Annotated in this window: 23 protein-coding genes; 14 read left to right on the forward strand and 9 right to left on the reverse strand. The window is 68.3% G+C overall.

What is annotated here, in order from left to right:
• Window positions 1–109 precede the first annotated feature (109 nt).
• On the forward strand, window positions 110–1,828 hold the full coding sequence (locus tag NF4_RS11285) for a GMC family oxidoreductase N-terminal domain-containing protein (protein ID WP_063127212.1): 1,719 nt from the start codon (window positions 110–112) through the stop codon (window positions 1,826–1,828).
• A gap of 10 nt (window positions 1,829–1,838) precedes the next feature.
• On the opposite strand, the gene NF4_RS11290 is transcribed toward NF4_RS11285, so the two are convergent.
• Window positions 1,839–2,678 (reverse strand): acyl-CoA thioesterase, encoded by an 840-nt coding sequence (locus tag NF4_RS11290; RefSeq protein WP_063127213.1) that lies wholly within the window; start codon window positions 2,676–2,678, stop codon window positions 1,839–1,841.
• A gap of 91 nt (window positions 2,679–2,769) precedes the next feature.
• Here NF4_RS11290 and NF4_RS11295 point away from each other — a divergent pair, with 91 nt between their 5' ends.
• Window positions 2,770–3,342 carry a TetR/AcrR family transcriptional regulator gene (locus NF4_RS11295; RefSeq protein WP_063127214.1) on the forward strand — a complete coding sequence of 191 codons (573 nt, stop codon included), beginning with the start codon at window positions 2,770–2,772 and terminating at the stop codon, window positions 3,340–3,342.
• 5 nt (window positions 3,343–3,347) lie between these two features.
• Here the strand turns inward: NF4_RS11295 and NF4_RS11300 are convergent, their stop codons facing one another.
• Window positions 3,348–3,989, reverse strand: a complete 642-nt coding sequence (locus tag NF4_RS11300; RefSeq protein WP_063127215.1) for a hypothetical protein — start codon at window positions 3,987–3,989, stop codon at window positions 3,348–3,350.
• Window positions 3,990–4,128: 139 nt separating this feature from the next.
• Between NF4_RS11300 and NF4_RS11305 the strand changes: the two genes are divergently transcribed.
• The gene (locus NF4_RS11305; protein WP_063127216.1) at window positions 4,129–5,715 is read left to right on the forward strand and encodes a GMC family oxidoreductase; all 1,587 of its coding nucleotides are present in this window, start codon (window positions 4,129–4,131) and stop codon (window positions 5,713–5,715) included.
• 234 nt (window positions 5,716–5,949) lie between these two features.
• Here NF4_RS11305 and NF4_RS11310 read toward each other — a convergent pair whose 3' ends face one another.
• From NF4_RS11310 to NF4_RS11330, 4 genes are all read right to left on the reverse strand, one after another.
• Window positions 5,950–7,149, reverse strand: coding sequence for an esterase/lipase family protein (locus tag NF4_RS11310; RefSeq protein ID WP_063127217.1), 1,200 nt, complete (start codon window positions 7,147–7,149; stop codon window positions 5,950–5,952).
• A gap of 650 nt (window positions 7,150–7,799) precedes the next feature.
• A complete protein-coding gene (locus NF4_RS11320; protein WP_063127219.1) occupies window positions 7,800–8,840 on the reverse strand; it encodes an alpha/beta hydrolase in 1,041 nt (346 codons plus the stop codon).
• A 40-nt stretch (window positions 8,841–8,880) separates the two neighbouring features.
• Window positions 8,881–9,906 (reverse strand): RsbRD N-terminal domain-containing protein, encoded by a 1,026-nt coding sequence (locus NF4_RS11325; protein WP_198165299.1) that lies wholly within the window; start codon window positions 9,904–9,906, stop codon window positions 8,881–8,883.
• A 177-nt stretch (window positions 9,907–10,083) separates the two neighbouring features.
• Window positions 10,084–11,061 carry a Sco1979 family transcriptional regulator gene (locus NF4_RS11330; protein WP_501193525.1) on the reverse strand — a complete coding sequence of 326 codons (978 nt, stop codon included), beginning with the start codon at window positions 11,059–11,061 and terminating at the stop codon, window positions 10,084–10,086.
• A gap of 250 nt (window positions 11,062–11,311) precedes the next feature.
• On the opposite strand from NF4_RS11330, the gene NF4_RS11335 reads away from it, so the two are divergent.
• The 4 genes from NF4_RS11335 to NF4_RS11350 all read left to right on the forward strand — a co-directional run bounded on the left by NF4_RS11335 (window position 11,312) and on the right by NF4_RS11350 (window position 13,411).
• Complete coding sequence (locus NF4_RS11335) at window positions 11,312–11,605, forward strand: hypothetical protein (protein ID WP_232330408.1); 294 nt, start codon at window positions 11,312–11,314, stop codon at window positions 11,603–11,605.
• A 137-nt stretch (window positions 11,606–11,742) separates the two neighbouring features.
• On the forward strand, window positions 11,743–12,246 hold the full coding sequence (locus NF4_RS11340; RefSeq protein ID WP_063127221.1) for a DUF2599 domain-containing protein: 504 nt from the start codon (window positions 11,743–11,745) through the stop codon (window positions 12,244–12,246).
• A gap of 17 nt (window positions 12,247–12,263) precedes the next feature.
• On the forward strand, window positions 12,264–12,923 hold the full coding sequence (locus tag NF4_RS11345; protein WP_063127222.1) for an SDR family oxidoreductase: 660 nt from the start codon (window positions 12,264–12,266) through the stop codon (window positions 12,921–12,923).
• Window positions 12,924–13,183: 260 nt separating this feature from the next.
• The gene (locus NF4_RS11350; RefSeq protein ID WP_063127223.1) at window positions 13,184–13,411 is read left to right on the forward strand and encodes a hypothetical protein; all 228 of its coding nucleotides are present in this window, start codon (window positions 13,184–13,186) and stop codon (window positions 13,409–13,411) included.
• A gap of 83 nt (window positions 13,412–13,494) precedes the next feature.
• Here the strand turns inward: NF4_RS11350 and NF4_RS11355 are convergent, their stop codons facing one another.
• Window positions 13,495–14,382, reverse strand: coding sequence for a Sco1979 family transcriptional regulator (locus NF4_RS11355; RefSeq protein ID WP_063127224.1), 888 nt, complete (start codon window positions 14,380–14,382; stop codon window positions 13,495–13,497).
• A gap of 82 nt (window positions 14,383–14,464) precedes the next feature.
• A complete protein-coding gene (locus tag NF4_RS11360; RefSeq protein WP_030519885.1) occupies window positions 14,465–14,683 on the reverse strand; it encodes a DUF397 domain-containing protein in 219 nt (72 codons plus the stop codon).
• Window positions 14,684–15,038: 355 nt separating this feature from the next.
• On the opposite strand from NF4_RS11360, the gene NF4_RS11365 reads away from it, so the two are divergent.
• From NF4_RS11365 to NF4_RS11375, 3 genes are all read left to right on the forward strand, one after another.
• Window positions 15,039–15,836, forward strand: a complete 798-nt coding sequence (locus tag NF4_RS11365) for an SAM-dependent methyltransferase (RefSeq protein WP_063127398.1) — start codon at window positions 15,039–15,041, stop codon at window positions 15,834–15,836.
• Window positions 15,837–16,127: 291 nt separating this feature from the next.
• Entirely contained in the window at window positions 16,128–16,346 is a 219-nt protein-coding gene (locus NF4_RS11370) for a hypothetical protein (RefSeq protein WP_232330409.1), read from the forward strand.
• Between the two features lie 121 nt (window positions 16,347–16,467).
• Window positions 16,468–16,902 (forward strand): CBS domain-containing protein, encoded by a 435-nt coding sequence (locus NF4_RS11375; RefSeq protein ID WP_063127399.1) that lies wholly within the window; start codon window positions 16,468–16,470, stop codon window positions 16,900–16,902.
• A gap of 4 nt (window positions 16,903–16,906) precedes the next feature.
• Here the strand turns inward: NF4_RS11375 and NF4_RS11380 are convergent, their stop codons facing one another.
• A complete protein-coding gene (locus NF4_RS11380) occupies window positions 16,907–17,326 on the reverse strand; it encodes a pyridoxamine 5'-phosphate oxidase family protein (protein WP_063127226.1) in 420 nt (139 codons plus the stop codon).
• A gap of 158 nt (window positions 17,327–17,484) precedes the next feature.
• On the opposite strand from NF4_RS11380, the gene NF4_RS11385 reads away from it, so the two are divergent.
• From NF4_RS11385 to NF4_RS11400, 4 genes are read left to right on the forward strand one after another with little or no spacing between them, the layout of a single operon-like run.
• Window positions 17,485–18,783 carry an aminotransferase class V-fold PLP-dependent enzyme gene (locus NF4_RS11385; RefSeq protein WP_084533040.1) on the forward strand — a complete coding sequence of 433 codons (1,299 nt, stop codon included), beginning with the start codon at window positions 17,485–17,487 and terminating at the stop codon, window positions 18,781–18,783.
• Window positions 18,780–20,057 carry a heavy-metal-associated domain-containing protein gene (locus NF4_RS11390; RefSeq protein WP_063127227.1) on the forward strand — a complete coding sequence of 426 codons (1,278 nt, stop codon included), beginning with the start codon at window positions 18,780–18,782 and terminating at the stop codon, window positions 20,055–20,057. Before NF4_RS11385 ends, NF4_RS11390 begins: the two co-directional genes overlap by 4 nt.
• On the forward strand, window positions 20,054–21,550 hold the full coding sequence (locus tag NF4_RS11395) for a type III PLP-dependent enzyme domain-containing protein (protein ID WP_232330410.1): 1,497 nt from the start codon (window positions 20,054–20,056) through the stop codon (window positions 21,548–21,550). Before NF4_RS11390 ends, NF4_RS11395 begins: the two co-directional genes overlap by 4 nt.
• Window positions 21,547–22,866 carry a pyridoxal-phosphate dependent enzyme gene (locus NF4_RS11400; RefSeq protein WP_157120171.1) on the forward strand — a complete coding sequence of 440 codons (1,320 nt, stop codon included), beginning with the start codon at window positions 21,547–21,549 and terminating at the stop codon, window positions 22,864–22,866. Before NF4_RS11395 ends, NF4_RS11400 begins: the two co-directional genes overlap by 4 nt.
• Window positions 22,867–22,875 lie beyond the last annotated feature (9 nt).

Genomic DNA, 22,875 nt, shown 5'->3' on the forward strand with positions numbered 1-22,875 from the left:
CCTGACCAATTCAGAGAGCACTGTCAACAGTAGTGAGCGTTGCTCCGCTTCGGCTGTGTTAATGTTACCGCAAGTCACTGCTGACCATCCGAACCCAAGGAGAAGTCCCATGTCCGAGGCGGCCACGGATTTCGATGTCCTCATCGTCGGTTCCGGGTTCGGTGGCAGTGTCACCGCCCTGCGGCTGATCGAAAAGGGCTATACCGTCGGCGTCCTCGAGGCCGGCCGCCGCTACGCCGACGACGAGCTGCCCAAGACCAGCTGGGAGCTGCGCAAATTCCTGTGGGCGCCGAAACTCGGCTGCTACGGCATCCAGCGCATCCATCCCCTGCGCAATGTGCTCATTCTCGGCGGCGCCGGGGTCGGCGGCGGATCGCTCAACTACGCCAACACTCTCTACGTCCCGCCGGAGCCGTTCTTCCAGGATCCACAGTGGCGCGATATCACCGACTGGCGCGGGGAACTCACGCCCTACTACGAGCAGGCGAAGCGCATGCTCGGCGTGGTGCAGAACCCGCATATGACGCCCGCCGACGAAGTCTTCAAACAGGTCGCCGAGGATATGGGCGTCGGCGACACCTTCGTCCGGACCCCGGTCGGCGTGTTCTTCGGAGAACCCGGCGAAACCGTGGACGATCCCTACTTCGGCGGCGTCGGCCCGGCCCGCACCGGGTGCCTGGAGTGCGGCGACTGCATGGTCGGATGCAAGTTCGGGGCGAAGAACACCCTCGTCAAGAACTACCTGTACCTGGCCGAACGCGCCGGGGCGCAGGTGGTGCCGATGACGACGGTGACCGAACTGCGGCCCCAACCCGACGGAAGCTGGGTGGTCTCGGCGCAGCGCACCGGTGCCTGGGTGCGTAAACAGCGCACCACCTACACCGCCCGCCAGGTCGTGGTCGCCGCCGGCACCCTCGGCACCCAGCGCCTGCTGCACGATATGCGGGACCGGCGGATACTCCCGGAACTGTCCGACCGGCTCGGCCTGCTCACCCGTACGAACTCCGAATCGATCGTCGGCGCCGCCACCAAGAAGCTCGCGCCGGGCCAGGACTTCACCCGGGGCGTCGCGATCACCTCCTCGATCCACCCCACCCCCGACACCCATATCGAGCCGGTGCGATACGGGCGGGGCTCCAACGCGATGGGATTACTGCAAACGCTGATGGTCGACGGTGGCGGCCGGATTCCGCGGTGGCTGCGGTTCCTGGGTACCGCGTTGCGGCACCCACTGTTGCTGCTCAGCTTCCTGAGTGTCCGCAACTGGAGCGAACGGACCATCATCTCGCTGGTTATGCAGCATCTGGACAACTCCATCACCACCTACACCACCCGGGGACTCTTCGGCCGCAAGCTGACCAGCAAGCAGGGGCACGGCGAGCCGAACCCGACCTGGATCCCGGCCGGCAACGAGGCCACCCGCCGGGTCGCCGAGCATATCGGCGGCACCGCGGGCGGCACCTGGGGCGAAGTGTTCAATATCCCCCTCACCGCGCATTTCCTCGGCGGTGCCGCGATCGGCGCCGACCGCGATACCGGGGTGATCGACGCCTACCACCGGGTCTTCGGCTACCCGACCCTGAGCGTGGTGGACGGCGCCGCGGTCTCGGCGAACCTGGGGGTCAATCCGTCCCTGACCATCACCGCCCAAGCCGAGCGCGCCGCCGCGTACTGGCCGAACAAGGGCGAACAGGATCCCCGGCCCCCGCAGGACGCTCCGTACCGCCGGATCGCCCCGGTGGCACCGAAGTCTCCGGTGGTCCCCGAATCGGCGCCGGGCGCGCTGCGGTTGCCGATCACACCGGTGACCGATCCGGCCGCAAGCTGAACCAGCGGCCTCAGCCCTTGAAGTAGACCAGCTGATGGCTGGTCGCCAGCAGGGTGCCGTCGTGACCCCACAGGTGGGCGATCTGATCGAAATGGCCGTGCCCGAAGCGGTTCGCGCGGGCACGGCCCAGCAGATATTCGGTGCCCTGGGCGGCCAGTTCTTCGGCGGTGGCGTGGAAGTACACGGTGAGCGAGATCGTGCCGGCCGGTAGGTAGCGGCCGCGACGTAGGAACACGCGTGGATAGAACGCGTCCGACATAGCGGTGAGCGAGGCGAAATCCAACGGCCGGACCGGGGTGTCGCGGAGCCACAGGGTGCTCACCGAATCGGGGTTCTCCGGAATCTCGGCGGTGGGCTCGACATCGGGGACGGCGCCGGCGACGAACCGCAGATCGTAGTTGCGGCCCCAGGCGATGAAATCCGGGAAGATCTGCGGCACCACGTCCTCGGCGTCGGGCCCCGGCACCGACGGCATGCTCAGCTCGAGGTCCGACCAGGTGTCGCGGCGGATGCCGAATACCGCGGTCGCGGTGGTGGTGACCGCGCCGTCCTGGGTGAGTTCGAGCTGCCAGTGCTGATTCGTGCGATTGGTGCGCACCGGCCGCGCGGTGATCTCGAAGAGCCCATCGGCGATCGGGCCCGCGTAGTTCACCGTCAACGACAGCGGATCACCGACCCGTTCGGGATGCCGCTCGACCGCGCGCAGCAGTGCCGCCGCGGTGACGCCGCCGAACGGGCCGACCATATTGGCGTAATCGGGGCAGGTGTGACCGGCCAGCCGGTGCGCGTCGGTGTATTCCACGGCGATGGCCGTATCGAAGGGATGGGTCGGCGCGTCGATCCCGGTCACGAATCCTCCAGAACAATCGGGCCGCTGACACGGCGAGACGATTATAAGTATGACAACATACATAGTAATCACGGGCAAGAGGGAGCAGCGCATGCCACGACCGAAGGATCCCGAGGGCCCACGGGCGGCCATGATCGACAGCGCGATATCACTGATCCGGCGGCGTGGCGTCGCGGCCGTCTCGTTCACCGACGTACTCCAGGCCAGTGGCGCACCGCGCGGATCGGTGTACCACCACTTCCCCGGCGGCCGGGCACAGCTGATGACCGAGGCCACCGAGGCCGCGAGCAGCCGGGTGACCACAGGAGTCACCAAAGCGCTGACGGCGCCGCAGTCCGCGGCGGCCCTGCGCGCACTCGCCGATATGCTGGCCCGCGGGCTGGACAAACACGACTACGCGCTCGGGTGCCCGATCGCCGCCGCCGCACTCGGCAACGAACCCGGCGCCGTCGCCGCCGCCGGATCGGCATTCGACACGTTGCGCGAACTCGTCGCCGCCAAACTCGTCGAGGACGGGGCCCGGCCGGAGCGGGCCCGCTCCATCGCGCTACTGGTGATCAGCGCGCTGGAGGGCGCGCTGATCGTCGCCCGCACCGAACGCGGACTGGACACGGTGGTCGAGGAGTTGAGCGAGATCTGCCGGGGTGCGGTCGAGGACCGGTAGCGCGCTCACTCCACCGCGCGGGTCTTGATGGCGTCGCGCGAGATGAACACGTCGTACTCACCGGGCGTCGCGATCACCGCGTTGCCGTAGGCCGACCGGACGAACGGCGAGGTGAACCAGCGGTTCTCGCTCATATCCTCGAAGAAGTCGCGGTCCCCGCCGTTGAGGAAGATGTGGTTCTGCGCGGTGGCCACCCCGTCGAGCCGCTGCCCGTACAGGCGCGACACCTTGTATCCGGAATGGAAGCCGAGGGCATTGACCCACGGTTCCAGCTCCACCAACTGCGCCTGCAGTACCCACATATCGCCCTCGACCCGGTGCGTACTGCGCTCGGCGGTACCGCCATCGGTATCGAACAGCGTCAGCTCTACCTCGAGTTGATGCTCCGCGCCCGACACCGGTGCCACCACCACGTGCGCCGCCCGGACCTCCCCTGTCAGACCGAGGTAGGTCTGGACGAGTGTGGCGATCCACAGCACCAGCGCCGCGGCGGCCAGAAGTAGCGCGCCGCCGGCGCCCCGGGCGATCAGGGCCCGCGGCCCCCTCTTGCGCAATGCGAACAACGCCGAAACCAGCAGGGCCACACCGAGGATGATCGCGAGGATCGAACCGGCTTGCAGCACCCCGAAATCCACCGGGTAACTCATGCGCCGGTTATACCCCGGTGGCGCGCGAAGTCACCCACGAACGAGCTTTTCCGATCGATTCGTACGCCGCGGCGAAGTCGCCTCGCATCCGGCTCCACTCTCGTATGTTTGCGGGTACACGAGATCGAAAGGTGCGAAGGTGACAGAAGTCAGTGCGGACTATGTGATCGTCGGGTCGGGATCGGCGGGAGCCGTACTCGCGAACCGGCTCAGCGCGGATCCGGGCCGCTCGGTGATCCTGTTGGAAGCCGGCCCGGCCGACAAGGACAAATTCATCCGCATACCGGCCGCCTTCGCCAAACTCTTCCGTACCCCCTACGACTGGGACTACCTGACCGAACCCCAGCCTCAGCTCGACGATCGGCAGATCTACTGGCCCCGCGGCAAAACCTTCGGCGGCTCGTCCTCGCTCAACGCCCAGATGTGGGTGCGCGGTTTCCGCGCCGACTACGAGGAGTGGTCGGTCGCCGGGGGCCCGGAATGGGGCTTCGACCGGGCGGTCGAGCAGTTCCGTTCGATCGAGAACGTCGACGGCGCGACCGGCCCCGACCACGGCACCGGCGGACCCCTGCACATCTCCCACCAGCGCAGCCCGCGCCCGTCGACCGCCGCCTATCTGCGGGCCGTCGCCGAACGCGGCTTCCCCGTCGAGGAACCGAACCTGCCCGAACCGCAGGGTTTCACCCAGACCATGGTCACCCAGTACAAGGGGCGACGATGGAGCACCGCCGACGCGTATCTGCGACCGGCGCTGAAGCGGCGCAATCTCGACGTGTACCCGGAGGCCACCGCCACCCGGGTGTTGTTCGACGGCGACCGCGCCGTCGGTGTCGAGTACTCGCGTGGCGGCCGGGTCGAGAAGGTGACGGCCCGGACCGAGGTGGTGCTCTGTGGCGGCGCGATCAACAGCCCGCAACTGCTGATGCTCTCGGGTATCGGCGATCGAGCCGAACTCGAACGGCACGGGATCACGGTCCGCCACCACGCGCCCGAGGTCGGCGCCAACCTGCAGGATCATCTCGTCACCGGACTCGGTTACGGCGTCGACACCGATTCCCTGTTCGACGCCGAGAAACCGGCCCAGCTGATCAACTACCTGCTGCGCCATCGCGGCATGCTCACCTCGAACGTCGGTGAAGCGTACGGATTCGTCCGCAGCCGCCCCGAGCTGGAACATCCCGACCTCGAATTGGTCTACGCGCCCGCGCCCTTCTACCACGAGGGCCTGATCGAGCCGACCGCCCACGGCGTCATCCTGGCGACCGTCCTGGTGCGCCCGCACAGTCGCGGTACGATCACACTGGCCTCCGGCGATCCGCTGGCCAAGCCGGTGATCGATCCGAAGTACCTCTCCGACGAGCAGGGCATCGACCGGGCGGCGTTGATGACCGGCCTGCGGTACTGCGCCGAGATCGCCGATACCGCCGCCATGCGAGAGGTGCTGGGTCCCCTCTGTTATCCGCCGGACGCACCCGCCGACGGCGGCTCGGAAGCCACCCGCGCGCTGGCACTCAACGGCTATTCGCACACCCTCTACCATCCGGCCGGCACCTGCCGGATGGGCTCGGACGAGAACAGTGTGGTGGACCCGCAACTGCGGGTACGCGGCGTGCGGGGCCTGCGCGTCGCCGATGCCTCGATCATGCCGGTCCTGGTGCGCGGGCACACCCACGCACCCAGTGTGTTCATCGGCGCCCAGGCGGCCGACTTCCTCGCCCGCGCATAGACCGCGGTGCCACCGGCCCGGACGCGGTACGGGGCCGGTGGCAACCGGATCGGCCGAGCCCACCGGGTGATCCGAGCGGTGGCCACCCGGTGGGCGTGCTGCCGCCGCGCGCGGACGAGGGGACACAGGCCGTGAGGCAGAAGACCTGCGCGAATCCGCGGCGGCCGTGTGTGCTCCGAGCCGACCGGTGGAGTCGGGCCGGCCGGACTCCGAGCACACCCGTCTACCCGCCGGTCACAGCTTGCCGCCGCCACCGATCAGCCACGGATTGAACGTGCACTGCAGGGCCGGGAACCGGGCGGGATCGAGCGCCTGCAGCGCGATGGACAGCGCCCGCGGGGAGTACATCACCGTCAGATGATCCGAGAGATCCTGTTCGCAGCCATCCTGCAGGGTGACGTTGCGAACCGTCGCCCCGGGGCCCGGACGCAGGAAGGTCAGATCGTAGGGGGTGGTCACCTCGTCATACCGGGTGCCCACAACGGTGTAGTCGACGCCCGGTACCGTATCGCCACCGGCATTGAGTTCGTTCACGAAATCCGAGCCGACCGTCTGCTGGATGCCGGAATGGCCGACGAATATCTCGATGAACCCGAGGATATCGATACCGAAGTTGTTGATGGCCCGGCCCAGCGCCCCGATCCCGTCGAGGGTGGTGCCGTGATGGGTGGCACCGAAGGTGATCAGCTTGTTCACCTTGTCCGCCCCGCCGTCGAACTTGGTGTACCAGTTGGCCATCGAACCGCCCTGCGAGTGGGCGATCACATCGACCTCCGGCGCACCCGTCGCCGCGAGGACCCGGTCCACGAAAACGGCCAGCTGTTTCGCCGAATCCTGGATGTAACCGGTGCCCATGGTGCCCGGCAGCACCGACCCGACACCACCGCCCTGGACGAGGTTCGAGCGACCGTAGTTGAAGGTGAAGGTGCAGAATCCCGCGTCCTTCAGCGGCTGCCCCATGAACGCGAACCCGTTGTAGGCGTTCATCCAGGTGCCGTGGACGAGCAGTACCGGACGCGGATGTTCGGCGGTGGGTTTGCAGTTCCAGTCGTTCGCGCCCGGAGGTGCCGCGTCACCGTGGGCCAGCCCGTACCCGAAAGCGGCCAGCCACGCGGTCTGCGTCGGTCCGTAACCGACCGTATCGGAGGCGTATCCGCCCGACAGGCCGGAGCTGCTGCCCGAGCCGCCGTAACAGTCTCCGGACCCGTTACCGGACCCGGCCCCACTGCCGGAGTTACAGGCCGAGCCGCTGGCGCTCCCGGAACCGGCCACCGGCTGACCGGTGCGGCCTGCCGCGATATAGGCGGCGAGATCCTGTTCGGTCCACGCCGTCGCGGGCTCCGCCCGCGCGCCGGTACCGGCGAGTCCGCAGACGAGCACCGTGGCGGCCAGCAATACCGCCGACCGCAGCCGGGCAGGGTTCGGTTTTGTCATCGGGGGCCTTCCTGGAGAACATCACTGTCCGATTCGCCTGGCGCGGTGGGATTTCCCGTCAGGCGAGTTGCGCCGACAGTACGGGCGCCGCAGCCGATTTCGGCCGCGCACAAACAGGAACTGGAGACCTCACGAAGCGCAGATTATGGATTTGGCGCGCGTCACAGAGCGATGCGCGCCGGGTTTCGGCGAGATCCTCTGGCCACGATCCGGAATCGACGGATCGTGTCGTATTTCGTCCCGAACAAATCGGCACGGAACCATGGACTTTCCTATATCCGAGCGGATACAGAATCGATCACACCGGCGCGAATATGGATCGCGCAATTCTCTCGATTCGAGTTTCGGACCCCACTCGTTCGGAGTGCTCCCTGTTCGACGCACCCGTCGGCTCCGGCCGCCGCGCCGCTCGCGGCCCGGTCCACACCGGCGCGACCACGTCGCCGACCCGCGGCCGTCGGCGCCGTCTTCCCGAAATCAGCCGGTGCGAGGTCCGTTCGCACATCGAACCCGCGGGCCCGGCACCGCCGATCGTGTTCACCGCCCCCGTCCTCGCCGCGGTCGCCGGCACCCGTGCACCGGCATCACCGCGCCCGCCACGAGACCCGACCGGCTCGTCCGCCGTGGCGATCACGCACGACTGCGGTAATTCAGGAATTCTGCGGTAATTCCAGAGCGGCGCGCAGGGTCGGCCAGCTGCGATGCAATTGCACTTCGAAATCCGGCCAGGAATGCATTCCCGCGGGCAGATAATCCACCGCCGCGGGAATGCCGAGTTCGGCGAGACGGGCGGCGAATCGTTGCGTGCACAGATGCGCACCCGATTCCAGCAGCGAGCCGCCGCCGAGCAGAACCGCCAGAATTTCCGGGCTGTCACCGATCGACATCAGTGCGGCGTTGCTGGGGGAACCGTTGGCCACCGACACATAGATCCGCGTGCCCCGCAATTTGTCCGCGCCGAGCAGACTGTCGTGGGCGAGCCACTCCGGCGAAGCGGGCGGGCCGAACAGGTTCTCCGGATTGCCGCCACGCGAGGCCACCGTCATGGTCGTCACCGCACGGCCGAGCTGGTCGGAGGTGGAATAGCAGCCGCTCATCCCGGCGACCCCCCGGTAGAAACCCTGATGCCGCTGGGCCAGCATCATCGCCGCCTGCGCACCCATGGACACCCCGGCGATCGCCCGGGTCCCGTTGGAACCCAGATACTTTTCGACAATGGGCGGGAGCTCTTCGGTGAGGAAGGTCTCCCAGCGGTTCAGGCCCAGCGCGGCGTCCACCCGGATCCAGTCGGCGTACATACTGGCCGTACCACCGGTGGTCAGCACCACGTCGACCGGTTTGTCGGCGAAGAATTCGGCCGCGCCACCCTTGGTCAGCCAGCCCGAGGTCGGGCCGCCGTCCACGCCGTCGAGCAGATACAGCGTGGGCCGGGGCGCCGGACCGGAACCGATCAGGGTGTCGATCGCGATCTCGCGGCCCATGGCGGCCGAACGGATGTGTAACCGGATCCGCCGATCCTCGAGTACCTGGACGCGCAGCAACCGGCCGCCGGACTCCTGCGTGCTCGTGGCCGGTGCGGCCGGCGCCGGAGGCGGCGGGTTTCCCGCGGGATCGGCGGCGGCCGGGGGCATCGCAGTGGCGACCGCACCCAGTACGGCCAGTGCGGCCAGGAACGGAACCCGTGATTTCATCTCGTACCTCGCAGTAACGCTCGCACACCCGGCTCACCCATCACGCGGCCCCCGGAGTGCCCGGACGGGCGCGCGGGCCCGGCGCGGCGACGGGACGCGGCAGCCGGTGCACTCGCAGCGCGTCGGCGACCGCGTCGTCCTGTTCGGCGGTCGCGTCGTCGGTTATCCGGTACAGGCCGGGGGGTTGTCCGCTGGTACGGAGCCGGTCCAGTACGTCGTGGGTGCGCCCCGCCAGCTCCGGGACCTCCGCGGTAGTGCCCGCGGCGACCGTTGCCATGGGCCGCACCTCCGCGGCCTCGGCCACCAACTGCAGCACCTCGGCGCTCATCAGCCCCGCCGCGGTTGGACTGCCCGGACCGGACCGGTCCGTTTCCAGCGGGATCAGCACAGTTCCACCGTCGGCACGCAGAAGCGACAGCGACCGCGACCCCAGCGGCGTGCCCAGCGCGGCCTGCACCCGGCGCAGTTTCCGGCGGGCCGCCGACACCGCTTCCGGGCCGCCCGCGCGTTCCTCGGCGTGCGGCGGAAGCGCCAGCGCCACAACCTGATAGGCCGGCGCCACCCGGAAGCCGGACCGTTTCGCCAGCGCGGCCACTCCGTGCCCGCTCAGCAGGGCGGCCACCATGGTCTGCGCCGAGGTCTGGTGTTCCCGCGCGACGACCCGGTGCTCGTCCAGATACGCCGCCGCGGCGGCGGTGCTCACCACTTCCACCACCCGGACCAGCAGCCGGGCCCCGTCCACCATCGCCTCGGCCCGCAATGCCGTGGCGGCGATCCGCTCCGCGAGGAATTCCAAGGCATCCCGGGCACATTCGTGGCAGGCGGTGAGCACCGTTTCCAGTGCCACCCCCTCCCGAGCCCAGCGCACCGCCGCGGTCACGACCGCCGGTGGCGCGGCGGCGGGAGCGGCGGGTTCGGGCGCGAGAACTTCGGCGATATCGGCGAGACACCGCCGCACCGTCGTGCCCACCTCCGCGGTTCCGCCGAATCGATCGGGGCGCCGCAGATGCGCCACCAGTTCGGTTTCCAGGTCCGTGCTCCCGGAATCGGCTCTACTGCCCACCATAACTACCGAACAGTAACCTCTCTCGCGGCCGGTCGATACGATCCACCGGTACTCCGGAGAGTTCATCAGTGACCGGCCCGCGGTTTTGGGTTCGATCACAAGACGGTAACGAGTTACCCCCTGCGAGTTCAATACTCGGGCAATTCGGCGCGACGGCCGGCGAGCCCCCCGGGGTGATCAGCGACCGGCGCCGCCCTGTTCCCGGCGGGCCGGCTGATCCATGATCCGCGGCTGACGCCGGCGCAGAGCCGTCAGCAGGCCCGGTGTGTATTCCGGCGGCGCCGCGTGCACCGACAGTTGGTTGGCGACCGCGCGGTAGGCGTCCAGGTCCGCCTGCTTGTCGAGGTAGAGAGCGCCGGTGAGCTGCTGGAGATAGACGATATCGGGTAGATCCGCCTCGACGAACCGGAGGTACGTGAACGCGCCGTCGGCCAGTGCCGGACCGCCCACATGATCGGCCAGGATCTGCACCGTGATGTGCGGCTGCCGAGCCGCGGCCAGCAGCCGGTCGATCTGCGCGCCCCATATCCTCGAGCCACCGATCCGGCGGGTCAGGGCGGCCTCCTCCACGATCAGCCATAGATGCGGCGGATGCGGCCGGTCGAGAATGTGCTGGCGGCGCATCCGCAGCGCCACCCGGCGTTCGATCGCGTCCTCCGGCTCCCCCGGATGCGCCAGCGTCAGCAGAGCGCGCGCATAGTCCGCGGTCTGTAGTAGCTCCGGCACGGCACGCGGTTCGTAACAGCGGATCACCTGGGCGGCCTGCTCGAGGCCGAGGTACATATCGAACCATTTCGGCAGCCAGTCGTTGTCCCGGTGCCACCAGCCGGAGGTATTGGCCTGCCGAGCGAGTTCCTGGAACGCGGCGAGTTCCTCGGTATCGATGACCCCGTACAGCTCGAGCAGATCCACCAGATCGCGTTCCCGGATACTGGTGCGCCCGAGCTCGAGCCGGCTGATCTTCGAATCCGAACCACGGATATGGTCACCGGCCTGTTCCCGGGACAACCCGCTGGCCTCGCGCAGCCGCCGTAACCGGCCACCGAGCACCATCCGCAGCACTGTCGGCCCGCCGTCGGCCGCGGCGCGCGCCGTGAACCCCGGGACGGCCGAGGTCTCCGCCTCCAACGCCGATCGCATTCCAGAAGCACCCATTATTCGAGTTTCGCATGGGAGCGGTGCCGGAGACCAAACGAAACAGTCGTGGTGTGAACGACATTCGCCGGAGGAGGGACCCGACATCGAACCCGCCGGGCCGGGCCGCTGCGACGCGGTTCATACCCACGACCCCGCTACAGGAGCGGGAACACACCGGTGTGAACCGCCCCGAGCGCCTTCCGCGGCGCACTGTGAATTCCCCAGACCCACCACCGGAACATGTTCTCAGCAATGGTGCGAACCTACTGTGGCACACAACGGCGCCGTCGGGGACGCCTGGAAGGAGACGCGGATCTTGGACGCCACGACACCGGCCACTGCCGAACGCGACGACATCGCCCGCGACCACCTCACCCACCGGGTCACGGTCTACTTCGACGGCACCACCGCGGGCAGCGCTCTCGTCCTGGAGTACGCGGCGACCAATGCCGAAGCCTGGGAATTCACTTCCGCGGCAATGCACGCGGGGCTCACCGTGACGGTGGACAGCAAGATCAGACCCGGCCTGCGCCGGCTACCCTGCCACAGTCTGTGGCGCTGAGCGGCCGGCCGGGGGCGGTGCGTGCATCCCGGCGCGCGCCGCATTCACCGGCAGATCCGCACCGTAGCAGCGGGACCCTCTAGGCTCGGAAGCAGTCGGCGCGACGGACGGGCCGGCTCCGAGGCCTAGGAGCGAGTGTGCCGATCGAATCCGCGACCCGCGCGGTCGGCGTATTGGCGATCCTCTCGACCCTGGCCAGCGGCTGCGCGAGTTCGGACTCCGATATCAGGTCCGACAGTGCGCCCGCGGCCACCACGACGCCCACGATCACGGCGCAGGCGACCGCCGTCACCCGCACCCCCCGCCCCACTCCCACGGTCGATCCGTACGCCGGGCAGCCCCTGATCGGTCGTCTGGAATGGACCGAGAACGCCGACGGCCCGCGACTGATGGTCCATCCGACCCGGGCGGGCCGCGACACCACCTATCCCGGATCCGACCTCCGCGCCTGGCAGGAGATCCGTACCGCCGATCCGGCCGCCGACACCCCGGGCATGTGGGACCAGTTTCGCTGCCACTGGGAGTGGGCGCGCCTCATCGCCCCGGACAAACCCACCTGGAATCTCGAACCCTGGCGGCCGCCGGTGGGCTACGACGCGACCGTCGACGCCGCCTGCAACCCCGGCGGACCCGAACGCTGACCACGAAAGGACCCCGTATGCGCATCGTCATCGCCGGTGGACACGGCAAGATCGCCCTCCTGCTCGCCGAACTCCTCACCGGCCGTGGCCACAGCGTCATCGCGTTGATCCGCAACTCCGCCCATGCGCCGGAGGTCTACGCGACCGGCGCCGAATCCGTGGTCCTGGATCTGGAGCAGGCGGTGGTGACCGACCTGGCCGCGACCGTCCAGGGGGCCGACGCAGTGGTTTTCGCGGCCGGCGCCGGGCCGGGCAGCGGGGTGGCCCGCAAGTACACCGTCGACCGCGACGGCTCCGTGCTGCTGGCCGAGGCCGCCGAACGGGTGGGGACCCGTCGCTTCCTGCAGATCTCGGCGATGGGTGCGGGCCTGGCCCCGGCCGCCGGCACCGACGAGGTGTGGGCCGCCTATATCGACGCCAAGACCCAGGCCGAGGACGATTTGCGCAGCCGTGACCTGGACTGGACAATCCTGCGGCCCGGTCGGCTGCTCGACTCCCCCGGCACCGGTTCGGTCACCCTGGCGCCGCCGCGGCTCGACCGGGGGGATATCCCGCGCGCGGATGTGGCCGCGGTATGCGCCGCACTGCTCGAAGCGGGCCATACCGCCGGTCACACCCTGGATCTGATCGCCGGCAGCACACCGATCGAGGCCGCGGTCGCCGCGTTGGCACGCTGATTCCGGCATCGAAAACCGTTCGCACACAAAGAATCGATCGTGCAGATGTACTTGCATTTGAAAGCACCAGCGACCTAGACTCTTTCCACACCGCTATACAGGGGAAAACAAGGGGAGGCCGCGTGAGTGAGCCGACGACACCATTCGCCAGTGGTTTACTGCCGCACCTGCGGGAGAGTCCGGCGGATCCGACCCGATTCGCAACCACTCCAGCAGGAATCGGTCCCACCCCGATCGGCAAGCCGGCGAACGGTATTGATATGACAACATTCGGCCTTCACAGCGGCCACCCGCTCGGCGATTCGACGCGCGAAACCGCCGTGGAATTCGTTATCGACGCTATCGAATCCACCGGTGCGGCGACTCGGGACGATTTCGATATCGACCAGATCGTCACCACCGCGCACGCTCTGGCAGACGATTGGGACTTCCGGTCGTTGCGGCCGGACACCTTCTGGCGCGTCGCGTCGACCTTCATCCGGGCCTGACGCGCGCCGACCCCGGCTTATGGTCTCGGCGTCGAGTCGCCGAGACCATAAGCCGGGTCGTGACTTTCGCCGCTCGACCCGGCTCACAGGCCTTTCGTATAGTCCGCGATGATCCTGCGCGACTCTTCCGGCGGCGCCGCCTGCACGCTCAACCGGTCCATCACCGACAGGTACAGCGCCAGATCCTCACGCCGGTCCAGATACAGTGCGCTGGTCAGCTGTTCGAGGTAGACGATATCGGGCAGCTCGGTCTCGGCGAAGCGGAGAATAGTGAAAGAGCTTCCCGCAGCGGCGTGTTCACCGGCGGAGAAGGGGACAACCTGGATGGTCACATTCGGCAGCCGGGTCAGATCCAGCAGATGTTCCATCTGCGCCCGGTGCACATCCCGGCCACCGACCGGACGGTGCAGCGCCGCTTCGTCGAGTACCGCCCAGATGACCGGCGGATCGGCACGATGCAGTATTTCCTGCCGGCGCTGGCGGAATGCCACCCGGCGATCGGTATCGGAATCCTCGTAACCGAGCGTCACAACCGCCCGGGCGTAGTCCGGTGTCTGCAGCAGGCCGGGCACCAGGTGCGATTCGTAGGTACGGATCTTGCTGGCGGCCTGCTCCAGACCCAAGTACGTGCTGAACCAGGGTGGCAGCAGATCGCCGTAGCGGTGCCACCACCCTGGTTCGTTTGCTTTACGCGCGAGTTCGAGAAAGCTCTCCCGCTCTTCCGCATCGTCGACGCCGTACAACGTCAGCAGATCGCGGATATCCCGCTCTTTGAAACTCGTCCGGCCCAGTTCGAGCCGGCTGATCTTCGCGTGGGAACCGCGGATGGCGTCCCCCGCGGCTTCTCGGGTGATCTTCTTGCTCTCGCGCAGTTTTCGTAACTGGCCGCCCAGAGCGATTCGTAGAACCGTGGGGCCACGTTCCGCCTCGACGGATTGCGCGCCACCACGGTTCTCGGGCTCTGCGATCATGGAGTCGTCTCCGATTTCGGGTTAACCCACGGTGCGCCGCTCATCGGATCGGGCGCACCACGCCGACGGCCCATGCTACCTCTCAACCCGCTAGATCGTCGAACTCTCCGGCTTTGGCACCCTGCAGGAAAGCCTCGATCTCCGGGCGCGTGTAGAAGATCACCCCGCCGTCGGGGAAGCGCGAATTACGCATGGCCACCAGATTGTTGGCCGCCTCGGCGAACTCGACACAGTTCCCGCTCGGGTTACTAAAGGTGCTCTTCCGCCAGGCTCCGATCACCTGGTTCGTAACTTCCGACATAGGACCCACTCCTTGCTCATGGTCGCTGACGCCACTGTCGCATACCGTCGGTCCTTACAGATGCAAACGCAGGTGTTCTTGCATCTGCACCGACATCAGGACGATAGCACGAAGTTCGCCACACCGTGTTCACAGGCCCCCGGCGCAGGCGCACAGCCCCGGCGGATACCGGTGACCACACCCGCGGCCCGCCCGCGAAGGGAACCGCCGGAGTCGAATCGGACTGCGCCGACCACCGGGGTCGGCCGCGACGAGTCTTGTACTGTCGCAGTGGACATCGGTTTCACCAGCCGTCGGGCCCCACCGCCGGTATCCGCGCCGGCGCGTTCCGACCATGACCGCCCAGGAGTCCGCCATGTCCGAAGAGCACCGCCCCGCGATCCGCACCGATATCCCGCACTCCGCCCGTATCTGGAACTACTGGATGGGCGGCACGGACTACTACGAGGTCGATCGCATCGCCGGTGACGCGGGAATCGCGGTCGATCCGGAGATCACCACCATGGCCGTCCAGTCACGGCAGTTCCTCATCCGGACGGTGCGATTCCTGGCCGCGGAGAAGGGGATTCGGCAATTCCTCGATATCGGCACCGGCCTGCCGACGATGCAGAACACGCACGAGGTGGCCCAGCGCGTCGCACCCGAATCCAAGATCGTCTACGTCGACAACGATCCGCTCGTGCTCGCCCACGCCCGCGCGCTGCTGGCCGATACCACCGACGCGGGCGTCACCGTCTACCTGGACTCCGACTATCACCGGCCCGAGCTCATCGTCTCCGACGCGCGGCACGTCCTCGATTTCACCGAGCCGGTGGCGGTGATGTTCATGGGCGTGCTCGGCCACGCGGAATCCTTCGCGGAGATGCGGCGGATCGTGCACACCGTGCTCGAAGCCACCCCGTCCGGCAGCTATCTGGTCCTGTGGGACGGTACGGACGACAGTGCGGCGTATGTGACGCTGTGCCGGAACTACACCGATACCGGGGGCGTGCCCTATACCCCCCGCCCCCACTCGGAGATCCGGGCCGTATTCGACGGATTGACACTGGTGGAACCGGGCGTCGTCCCGATCGACCGGTGGCGCCCGGACACCCCCGGCGGCGAACCCCGGCCGGCGATCTCCGCGTACGGAGGCGTGGGCCGCACACCGTAGAACCCGGGCCGCCCGCCCTGGCGAGGCGGTGCGCCCGGTGTCACGGAAGGGGCAGTGCCACAGCGCCGGTCGCTCGCGGAAAACACCGGCAATCAGGTTCGTGCGATTTCGTCTGTTGTTTGCAGATGTACTTGCATTTGTAAGCGACAGCGGCTTAGACTCAGGCGCACAAGAGGGGCGATACACAGCATTTTCCTCGGCTGATTCGCCGGCCGGAGGTGTCGCCCCGCAACGTCGCATGTGAGGGGCAACCGAATGATCCAACCATTCCGAAGTCCCCATCGGAGCGCCATGGGCACCGCCGGCGGCGGCCATTCGCTCGGGCACCACCCCGAACCGCTACGCCGCTACGCGGCCCCAGAAGCCGGTACCGACTGCAATTCCGAACCGCCGGTACTCACCTATCGGCAGGCGCGCGAGATCCTGCACATCCACGATGTGCACGGTCCGCAGTGCCGCCAGTGGCTGGCCGCCGCCGCCTATCTCTCCGCGGGCCTCGACGACGAATAGCCGATCGGCGGCTCCGCTCACCGCAGGACTCCGAAAAAAAAGGCCGTCGATGCCGATTCGTGCTGGCGTCGACGGGTCGAGCGCGAGATTCTGGAATCCCGCGCTCGAGTGGATGGTGACCATGCGAATCGCCGAGATACTGCGCAACAAGGGCAGCGCCGTGACGACCGCGCGTCCGGATCTGGATATCCGCGCGCTGCTCGCTCTGCTGGCCGAACACAACATCGGAGCCGTCGTCGTCTCGCCCGACGGCCGGCGGATCGCCGGAATCGTCTCCGAACGCGATATCGTCCGTGCTCTGTACCGGCACGGCGCGGCACTACTGGATTCCCCGGTCTCACGGATCATGTCCACCGAGGTCCGGACCTGCGCCCCCGAGGACCACATCGAGGGTCTGCGCCGGATCATGACCGACCACCGGATCCGGCATCTGCCGGTGGTGTCCAGCGGTGAACTGGTCGGCATCGTGAGCATCGGCGACGTGGTCAAGAGCGCCATTTCCGAACTCGCCACCGAACGAGAGCAGCTCGTCGAATATCTGCAGGGCGGCTACTGACCGCTCAGCCGAGATCGGCGGACAACCATCGTTGCGGGCGCATGAACACGACCACGTGCTCACCCAGCTCGGCTGCGGCGAAGGACAGGTAGTCCTCCACTCGCTCGGGCGGCAGGTAGCGCGCCACCATTTCGCGATGCCGCTCGTCGGTCAACGGCTCGACGCCGGTCACCGGACCCTCCACGCTGACATAGCGGACGGTCGGCTCGACCCGCTCGGCCAGCAGGCTGAACCGTCCCGCGGCCCGGATCCGGCGCATCTTCTCCGATTCCGGGCCGGTGAGCACCCAGAGATCACCGCCCGGCTCGTACTGGTACCAGATGGGCACGGTGAGGGGGCCCCGCTCCGGACCCGCCGATACCGAGAGCGCGCCGATATGCGGCTCGGCCAGAAACGCCTGACGTTCGTCGAGTGTGAGTGGCATACCGGCACCATATCGTCGGACACCGACATCTCCGGTGACCTCGTCACCCGGCGCTCTGCGCCGGCGAAACCGTATGCGCACCAAGCGCACTGGGCGAACTTTCCGACAATGAGTATCGTTGTTCGCAGTCCGGGCGGATCGGCGGAAGGAGCGATCACATGGGATCACCCCTGCGCCGACCGGATCGTCCGCCCCTCTCGGACGGAGCTCCCGCACCGGTGCGCCCGGCCACCGGACTGCTCCCGCCGGGGATCCGCGCATCCTTCCCGGCCCTGGCCGACAGCCGGGAGACCTATCTGGACAGTGCCGCCACGACGCAGAAGCCGCAGGCGGTGATCGACACCGTCCGCGACTACCATGCGACCGCTACCGCCAACGCCGCCCGCGGCACATACCCCTGGGCCACGGCGCTCACTCAGCGCATCGCCGCGGTCCGGGCCACGACCGCCCGCTTCGTGGGCGCCGCCCGGCCCGACGAGATCGTCTTCACCGGTGGCGCGACCGCGGCGCTCAATGCCGTCGCACTCTCCTGGGGTCTCACGGCGCTCGCGGACGGGGACGAGATCCTCTACAGCCCGCGCGACCACGCCGCCAATATCTCGCCCTGGTTTCTGCTGCGAGACACCCTCGCGCGCTTCGGCCGCCGGATCGAACTCGTGCCCTACCGGGTCACCGCGGCAGGGCAGGCCGATACCGCCGATATCGCCGCGAAACTGAGCCCGCGTACCCGGCTGCTCACCGTGGCCCACCTGCATCATGTATTCGGCGCCTGCACCACCCTCGCCGAACTGCGCGACCGGATTCCCCCACGGGTGCGCCTGTGCTTCGACTGCAGCCAGAGCGGCGGCCACCTCCCGGTGGACGTCACCGCGCTCGGGGCCGATTTCGCGGCCTTCGCGGCCCACAAGATGTTCGCGGCGCCGGGCACCGGAATCCTGTACTGCCGGCACCGGACACACGCGCAACTGCGGCCGTTCCTGCCGGGCGGCGGTACCGACGCGGTGCTGACCGCCGAGGGGTTCGGCACCGGCGTCATGCCGGGCCTGCTGGAGGGCGGTACCGCCAACATTCCCGGCATCCTCTCGCTGGGCACCGCACTGGAGGTTCTCGAGGCATACGGTATGCCCGCCGTCGCGGCGCACAATCGAGCGCTGACCCGGCGGTTGATCAGCGGATTGCGGGCGGTGCCGGGATTGACGTTCCTGCCGGGGCCCGCCCACGCCCGGGACGGCAGCGGGTACGGCATCGTCTCGTTCACCCTCGACGGTATTTCGGCGGCCGACCTCGGTTTCGTCCTCGCCGAATACGGCTTCCTCGTCCGCACCGGCGCCCACTGTATGCCCGACACCGGGGGCGACCCCGAATCGGTGCGGGTCAGCACCCACGTCTACACCTGCCTCGACGATATCGACCGCTTCGTCGACTGCGTCCGGACCCTCGCCGAGGAGCTGCCATGAGCACAGAGATCAGCGCATCCACCGATACCGCCACCCAGTACGACCGGCGGGCCACCGCGCGGATCCTGGCCGAGCTCGCCCGGCCGGGACTGTTCGCCGCCCATCAGCCGGCGGGAGCGGTCCGATTCGAGTACACCGCGACCGAGCTGCGTCCCGAACCCGGCAGCCATCTCACCTTCTCGCAACGGCTGTACCTGGAACGGTTCATGCGCCCCTGCCCCGCCGACGCGGTCACCTCCGCCACCCACCGGATGACCTGGACCGACAGCGCCGGAATACCCAATACCGGGTTCTACCGGGCCGACGGGCCGGGTCCGCTCGTGCCGATCGCCACCCGGGAAGCCGTGCTCGCGCTCTGGCGCTCGATCGACGACAACGCCGGTCTCGCTGAGCGGATAGCGCGTCTGGATGCGGCGGCGCTCGCGGTGCTGGCCGGAACCACCACCGATCACGAACCCATCGATATCTTCCGGGTGGGGGTCGAGTCCGCGGGCCGGGCGCTGGCCCAGCACGCGCTCATCGCGCGGCAGACGCCGTACCGGACCCCCGGTGAATTCGCCCGCGGACTGCGCGATTCCGGAATTTTCACCGCGGTCGCCACCCGGTGGTTCTGGGAACTGCAGGCATCGACCTATCGACGGGGCATGATTCCGGTGAGCCTGCGCGCCGAGCCCGGCGGATCGGTGCGGTACACCGCCGAGTCGATCGCCATGCTGCGGGCGATGAAGGACGCGACCATCGCCGACGCGCACCGGGTGATGGACCGGGCGACCACCGAGGAGGGGCTGACCGTACCCGCGGCGATTGCCCGGTACCACGACGATCTGGATCTCATCTCCCGGCAGTACGCCCTGCTACCGCGCGGGGAACAGCCCTCCTGCCCGGCCGCGGTCGTACACCGCGACAGGGGTGCGAACTCCAGCGTGCTGACCGAGGTGGTGCACCGCTTCGTCGAGGTGTTCACCGATTTCGCCCGGCGCTGCGAACCGGTAGCGGTGCCGGCCCGGGAGGACCACGGCACCGGCCCGGCGGCGGAGGAGGACCGGATCTTCTACGTGCCCGATATGACGTGCAAACACTGTGTCCGCACGATCGGCGGGGTGCTCGAGTCGATGGACATCCGGGTCGTGGACATCGACCTCGACAGCAAGCGGGTCGTCGCGGAATTCCGCAGCCCACGCAACCGGGCCCGCGCCTTCGAGGCGTTGCGCGACGGTGGCTACAACCCGGTCGGCGAGCGGCCCGAACCGCTACGCCCGGGAAGCCTCGGATGACCGTGCGGATGCGCGCCGACCGTCCGGACCCCCTCGGGCACACCGGGCCACCCGCCTTACCGGCGCACTGGGATCGACAGGTCGCGGCGTTCCTCGCCGATCGCCGCGCGTTCGACGAGGTACTGCACCGCTTCGGGACACCGCTGCATCTGCTGTTCCCGCAGGTGTTCGCGCGCAATATCGACCTGCTCACCGCAGTACTCGACGAGGCGCACACCGGCTATCGCATCTGCTATGCGCACAAGGTGAACCGGTCCCGGGCCTTCGTACGCACCGCCGCGGTGCACGGGATCAGCGTCGATGTGGCTTCGGCCGGTGAACTGGAATCGGCGCTGACGGCCGGATTCGACGCCGGCCGAATCGAGGTGACCGGTCCCAAAGGCGAAGCGTTCCTCCGGGAACTGGTGCGCACCGGGGTTACTGTGAACGTCGACAACGAATGGGAACTGAACACCCTCGCCGACCTCGCCGACCCGTCCGCCCCGGTCCCGGTGCTGCTCCGGGTCAGCGGTTTTCCGGGTTCGCAGGTGAGCCGCTTCGGGATCCCGGTGCCCCGGGTGCAGCGCGCACTCGAGTTGCTGGCGCGGCACCGGGATCGGCTCCTGTTCCGCGGTACGGCATTTCACCTGGACACCGGCGATATCGCCGAACGGGTACGCGCCGCCGACACCTGTTTCGCGCTACTGGAACAGGCGTACTCCGCCGGACTCGCACCGTCGGTCCTCGACATCGGCGGCGGACTGCGCCAGGTATTCACCGCCGACGGCGCCCGGTTCGACGATTACGTGCACCGGTTGCGCACCGCGCTCGCCGGTCACGGCGCCGCGATGAGCTGGGGCAACAACACCTTCGGTTATCAGGTCGACGGCGGCACGGTACGCGGGACACCCGTGTTCCACAAGTATGCGAACACCGTGACCGCCGCCCAGATGCTGGCCGGTTTCCTGGCCGCCCCGCTCACCCGCCACGGCGGCCGCAGTGTGGCCCGGGTGGCCGCCGACAACCTCCTCGACATCTGGCTGGAACCGGGTAAAGCGCTCGCCGACCACGCCGGAATCACCGTGGCCGGGGTCGAATTCGTGAAAGAGGCCGCCGACGGCAGCCTGCTCGTCCACCTGGACATCAGCCGGGACACCGTGACACCGGCCGACCAGGAGATGATGGCCGATCCCCTGCTGCTGCCGGGTGACGGGGCCGAACCGGCCGGACATCCGGTCGGTGTCTTCCTGGCCGGCCGGCTCTGCCTCGAACGAGATCTCGTCACCACACATACGGTCTGGCTCCCGTGGCTGCCGCGGCCGGGAGACCTGATCGTTTTCCCCAATACGGCGGGATATCACATGGATCTGTCGGCGGCCGCGGCCGCCATGCATCCCCCGGCCGAGAAAGTGGCGGTGGTCGGTCACGGCGGGCGCTTCCTGGCGACACCCGACGTGGACTACCGGCCACCGGCCTCCCCCGACACCGACTCCGACGCACCCGAGGTTCCGTGACGATCCACCAGCACATCACCGAGTTGATCGGTGACACGCCCCTGCTCCGCCTGGACCCGGCCGTGCACGGCCTCGACGGGGTGGACCTGTACGCCAAACTCGAATCGCACAATCCGTTCGGTTCGGTCAAGGACCGGGTCGCCTGGGCGATGCTGCGCGACGAACTCGATACGCTGCGCGCACAACGGCAGACGCTGATCGAGGCATCCAGCGGCAACACCGCCAAGGCGCTGCGCATCCTCGGCGCGATCCACGGTATCGGGTTGCGGGCCATGACCAACCGGATCAAGGTGGGCGAGGTCCGCGATCTGCTCCGGTTGATCGGCACCGAGATCGTCGAGCTCCCCGGCCTGTCCGAATGCCCGGACCCCACCACGCCCAACGATGTGTACTCGGCGATCGACGCGGCCATGGCCGCCGAGCCCGGCAGATTCCGGCATCTGTCCCAGTACACCAGCGAGAAGAACATCGCCGCCCATCACGACGGCACCGGCCGGGAGATCCACGAGGATCTCACCGCGGCCGGGATCGAGCGGATCGACTATCTGTTCGGTGGACTGGGCACCACCGGGTCGAGCCGGGGAGCAGGCAGCTACCTGCGGAAGTTCCATCCGGAGTTGCGGACGGTCGCGGTGGTCTCCGAACGCGAGGACTTCATTCCCGGGATCCGGTCGGAACGGGAGATGTGGGAGGTGGGCCTGTTCCAGCCCGATTTCTACGACGAGATCCGGACCGTGGGATCGGGCCCGGCGATCGAGGCCACGCTCGAACTCGCCACCGGATACGGGGTCCTGGCCGGACCCACCAGCGGCGCCGCCTACGCCGCCGCGCGCGAGGTTCTCGGACGCGGCGACCGCGGCGGCGCGCGCACCGTCGGGGTGATCATCGTCTGCGACCGGCTCGAGCCGTACCTGTCCTATATCGAGCAGCGCCGGCCGGAACTGTTCGGCCGCGACGCCGGCCCACGTCCACCGGACCCCGCCGAGATCGCCGCCGCGCCACGGCTCAGCCCCACCGACATGGCCGAACTGCTCCGCTCGGCGCGACCGGTGATCGTCGACACCCGGGGAGCCATGGCGTACCGGGTCGCCCATATCCCGGGTGCGATCAATATCCCCGACGACCGGCTCACCGACCTGTTCGCGCACGGGACACCGTTCTCCCGGGCCGAACCGGTGATCTTCACCTGTCCCACCGGCGATATCTCCCGGCAGTTCGCCGCGACCGCACGCCGCACCGGCCACACCGCCTACAGCCTGGACGGTGGTATCGCGGGCTGGCGGGCCGCGGGCCTGGATCTGGAACGGGGCTCCTGAACGACCCGG

The sequence above is a fragment of the Nocardia fusca NBRC 14340 genome, from assembly GCF_001618425.1.
Classification (GTDB): domain Bacteria; phylum Actinomycetota; class Actinomycetes; order Mycobacteriales; family Mycobacteriaceae; genus Nocardia; species Nocardia fusca.

Coding starts and splice junctions, on each gene's coding strand:
- NF4_RS11285 (WP_063127212.1), top strand. CDS start 110: ATGTCCGAGGCGGCCACGGATTTCGATGTCCTCATCGTCGGTTCCGGG.
- NF4_RS11295 (WP_063127214.1), top strand. CDS start 2,770: ATGCCACGACCGAAGGATCCCGAGGGCCCACGGGCGGCCATGATCGAC.
- NF4_RS11300 (WP_063127215.1), bottom strand. CDS start 3,989: ATGAGTTACCCGGTGGATTTCGGGGTGCTGCAAGCCGGTTCGATCCTC.
- NF4_RS11310 (WP_063127217.1), bottom strand. CDS start 7,149: ATGACAAAACCGAACCCTGCCCGGCTGCGGTCGGCGGTATTGCTGGCC.
- NF4_RS11320 (WP_063127219.1), bottom strand. CDS start 8,840: ATGAAATCACGGGTTCCGTTCCTGGCCGCACTGGCCGTACTGGGTGCG.
- NF4_RS11325 (WP_198165299.1), bottom strand. CDS start 9,906: ATGGTGGGCAGTAGAGCCGATTCCGGGAGCACGGACCTGGAAACCGAA.
- NF4_RS11330 (WP_501193525.1), bottom strand. CDS start 11,061: ATGGGTGCTTCTGGAATGCGATCGGCGTTGGAGGCGGAGACCTCGGCC.
- NF4_RS11345 (WP_063127222.1), top strand. CDS start 12,264: ATGCGCATCGTCATCGCCGGTGGACACGGCAAGATCGCCCTCCTGCTC.
- NF4_RS11350 (WP_063127223.1), top strand. CDS start 13,184: ATGACAACATTCGGCCTTCACAGCGGCCACCCGCTCGGCGATTCGACG.
- NF4_RS11355 (WP_063127224.1), bottom strand. CDS start 14,382: ATGATCGCAGAGCCCGAGAACCGTGGTGGCGCGCAATCCGTCGAGGCG.
- NF4_RS11360 (WP_030519885.1), bottom strand. CDS start 14,683: ATGTCGGAAGTTACGAACCAGGTGATCGGAGCCTGGCGGAAGAGCACC.
- NF4_RS11365 (WP_063127398.1), top strand. CDS start 15,039: ATGTCCGAAGAGCACCGCCCCGCGATCCGCACCGATATCCCGCACTCC.
- NF4_RS11370 (WP_232330409.1), top strand. CDS start 16,128: ATGGGCACCGCCGGCGGCGGCCATTCGCTCGGGCACCACCCCGAACCG.
- NF4_RS11375 (WP_063127399.1), top strand. CDS start 16,468: ATGCGAATCGCCGAGATACTGCGCAACAAGGGCAGCGCCGTGACGACC.
- NF4_RS11380 (WP_063127226.1), bottom strand. CDS start 17,326: ATGCCACTCACACTCGACGAACGTCAGGCGTTTCTGGCCGAGCCGCAT.
- NF4_RS11385 (WP_084533040.1), top strand. CDS start 17,485: ATGGGATCACCCCTGCGCCGACCGGATCGTCCGCCCCTCTCGGACGGA.
- NF4_RS11390 (WP_063127227.1), top strand. CDS start 18,780: ATGAGCACAGAGATCAGCGCATCCACCGATACCGCCACCCAGTACGAC.
- NF4_RS11395 (WP_232330410.1), top strand. CDS start 20,054: ATGACCGTGCGGATGCGCGCCGACCGTCCGGACCCCCTCGGGCACACC.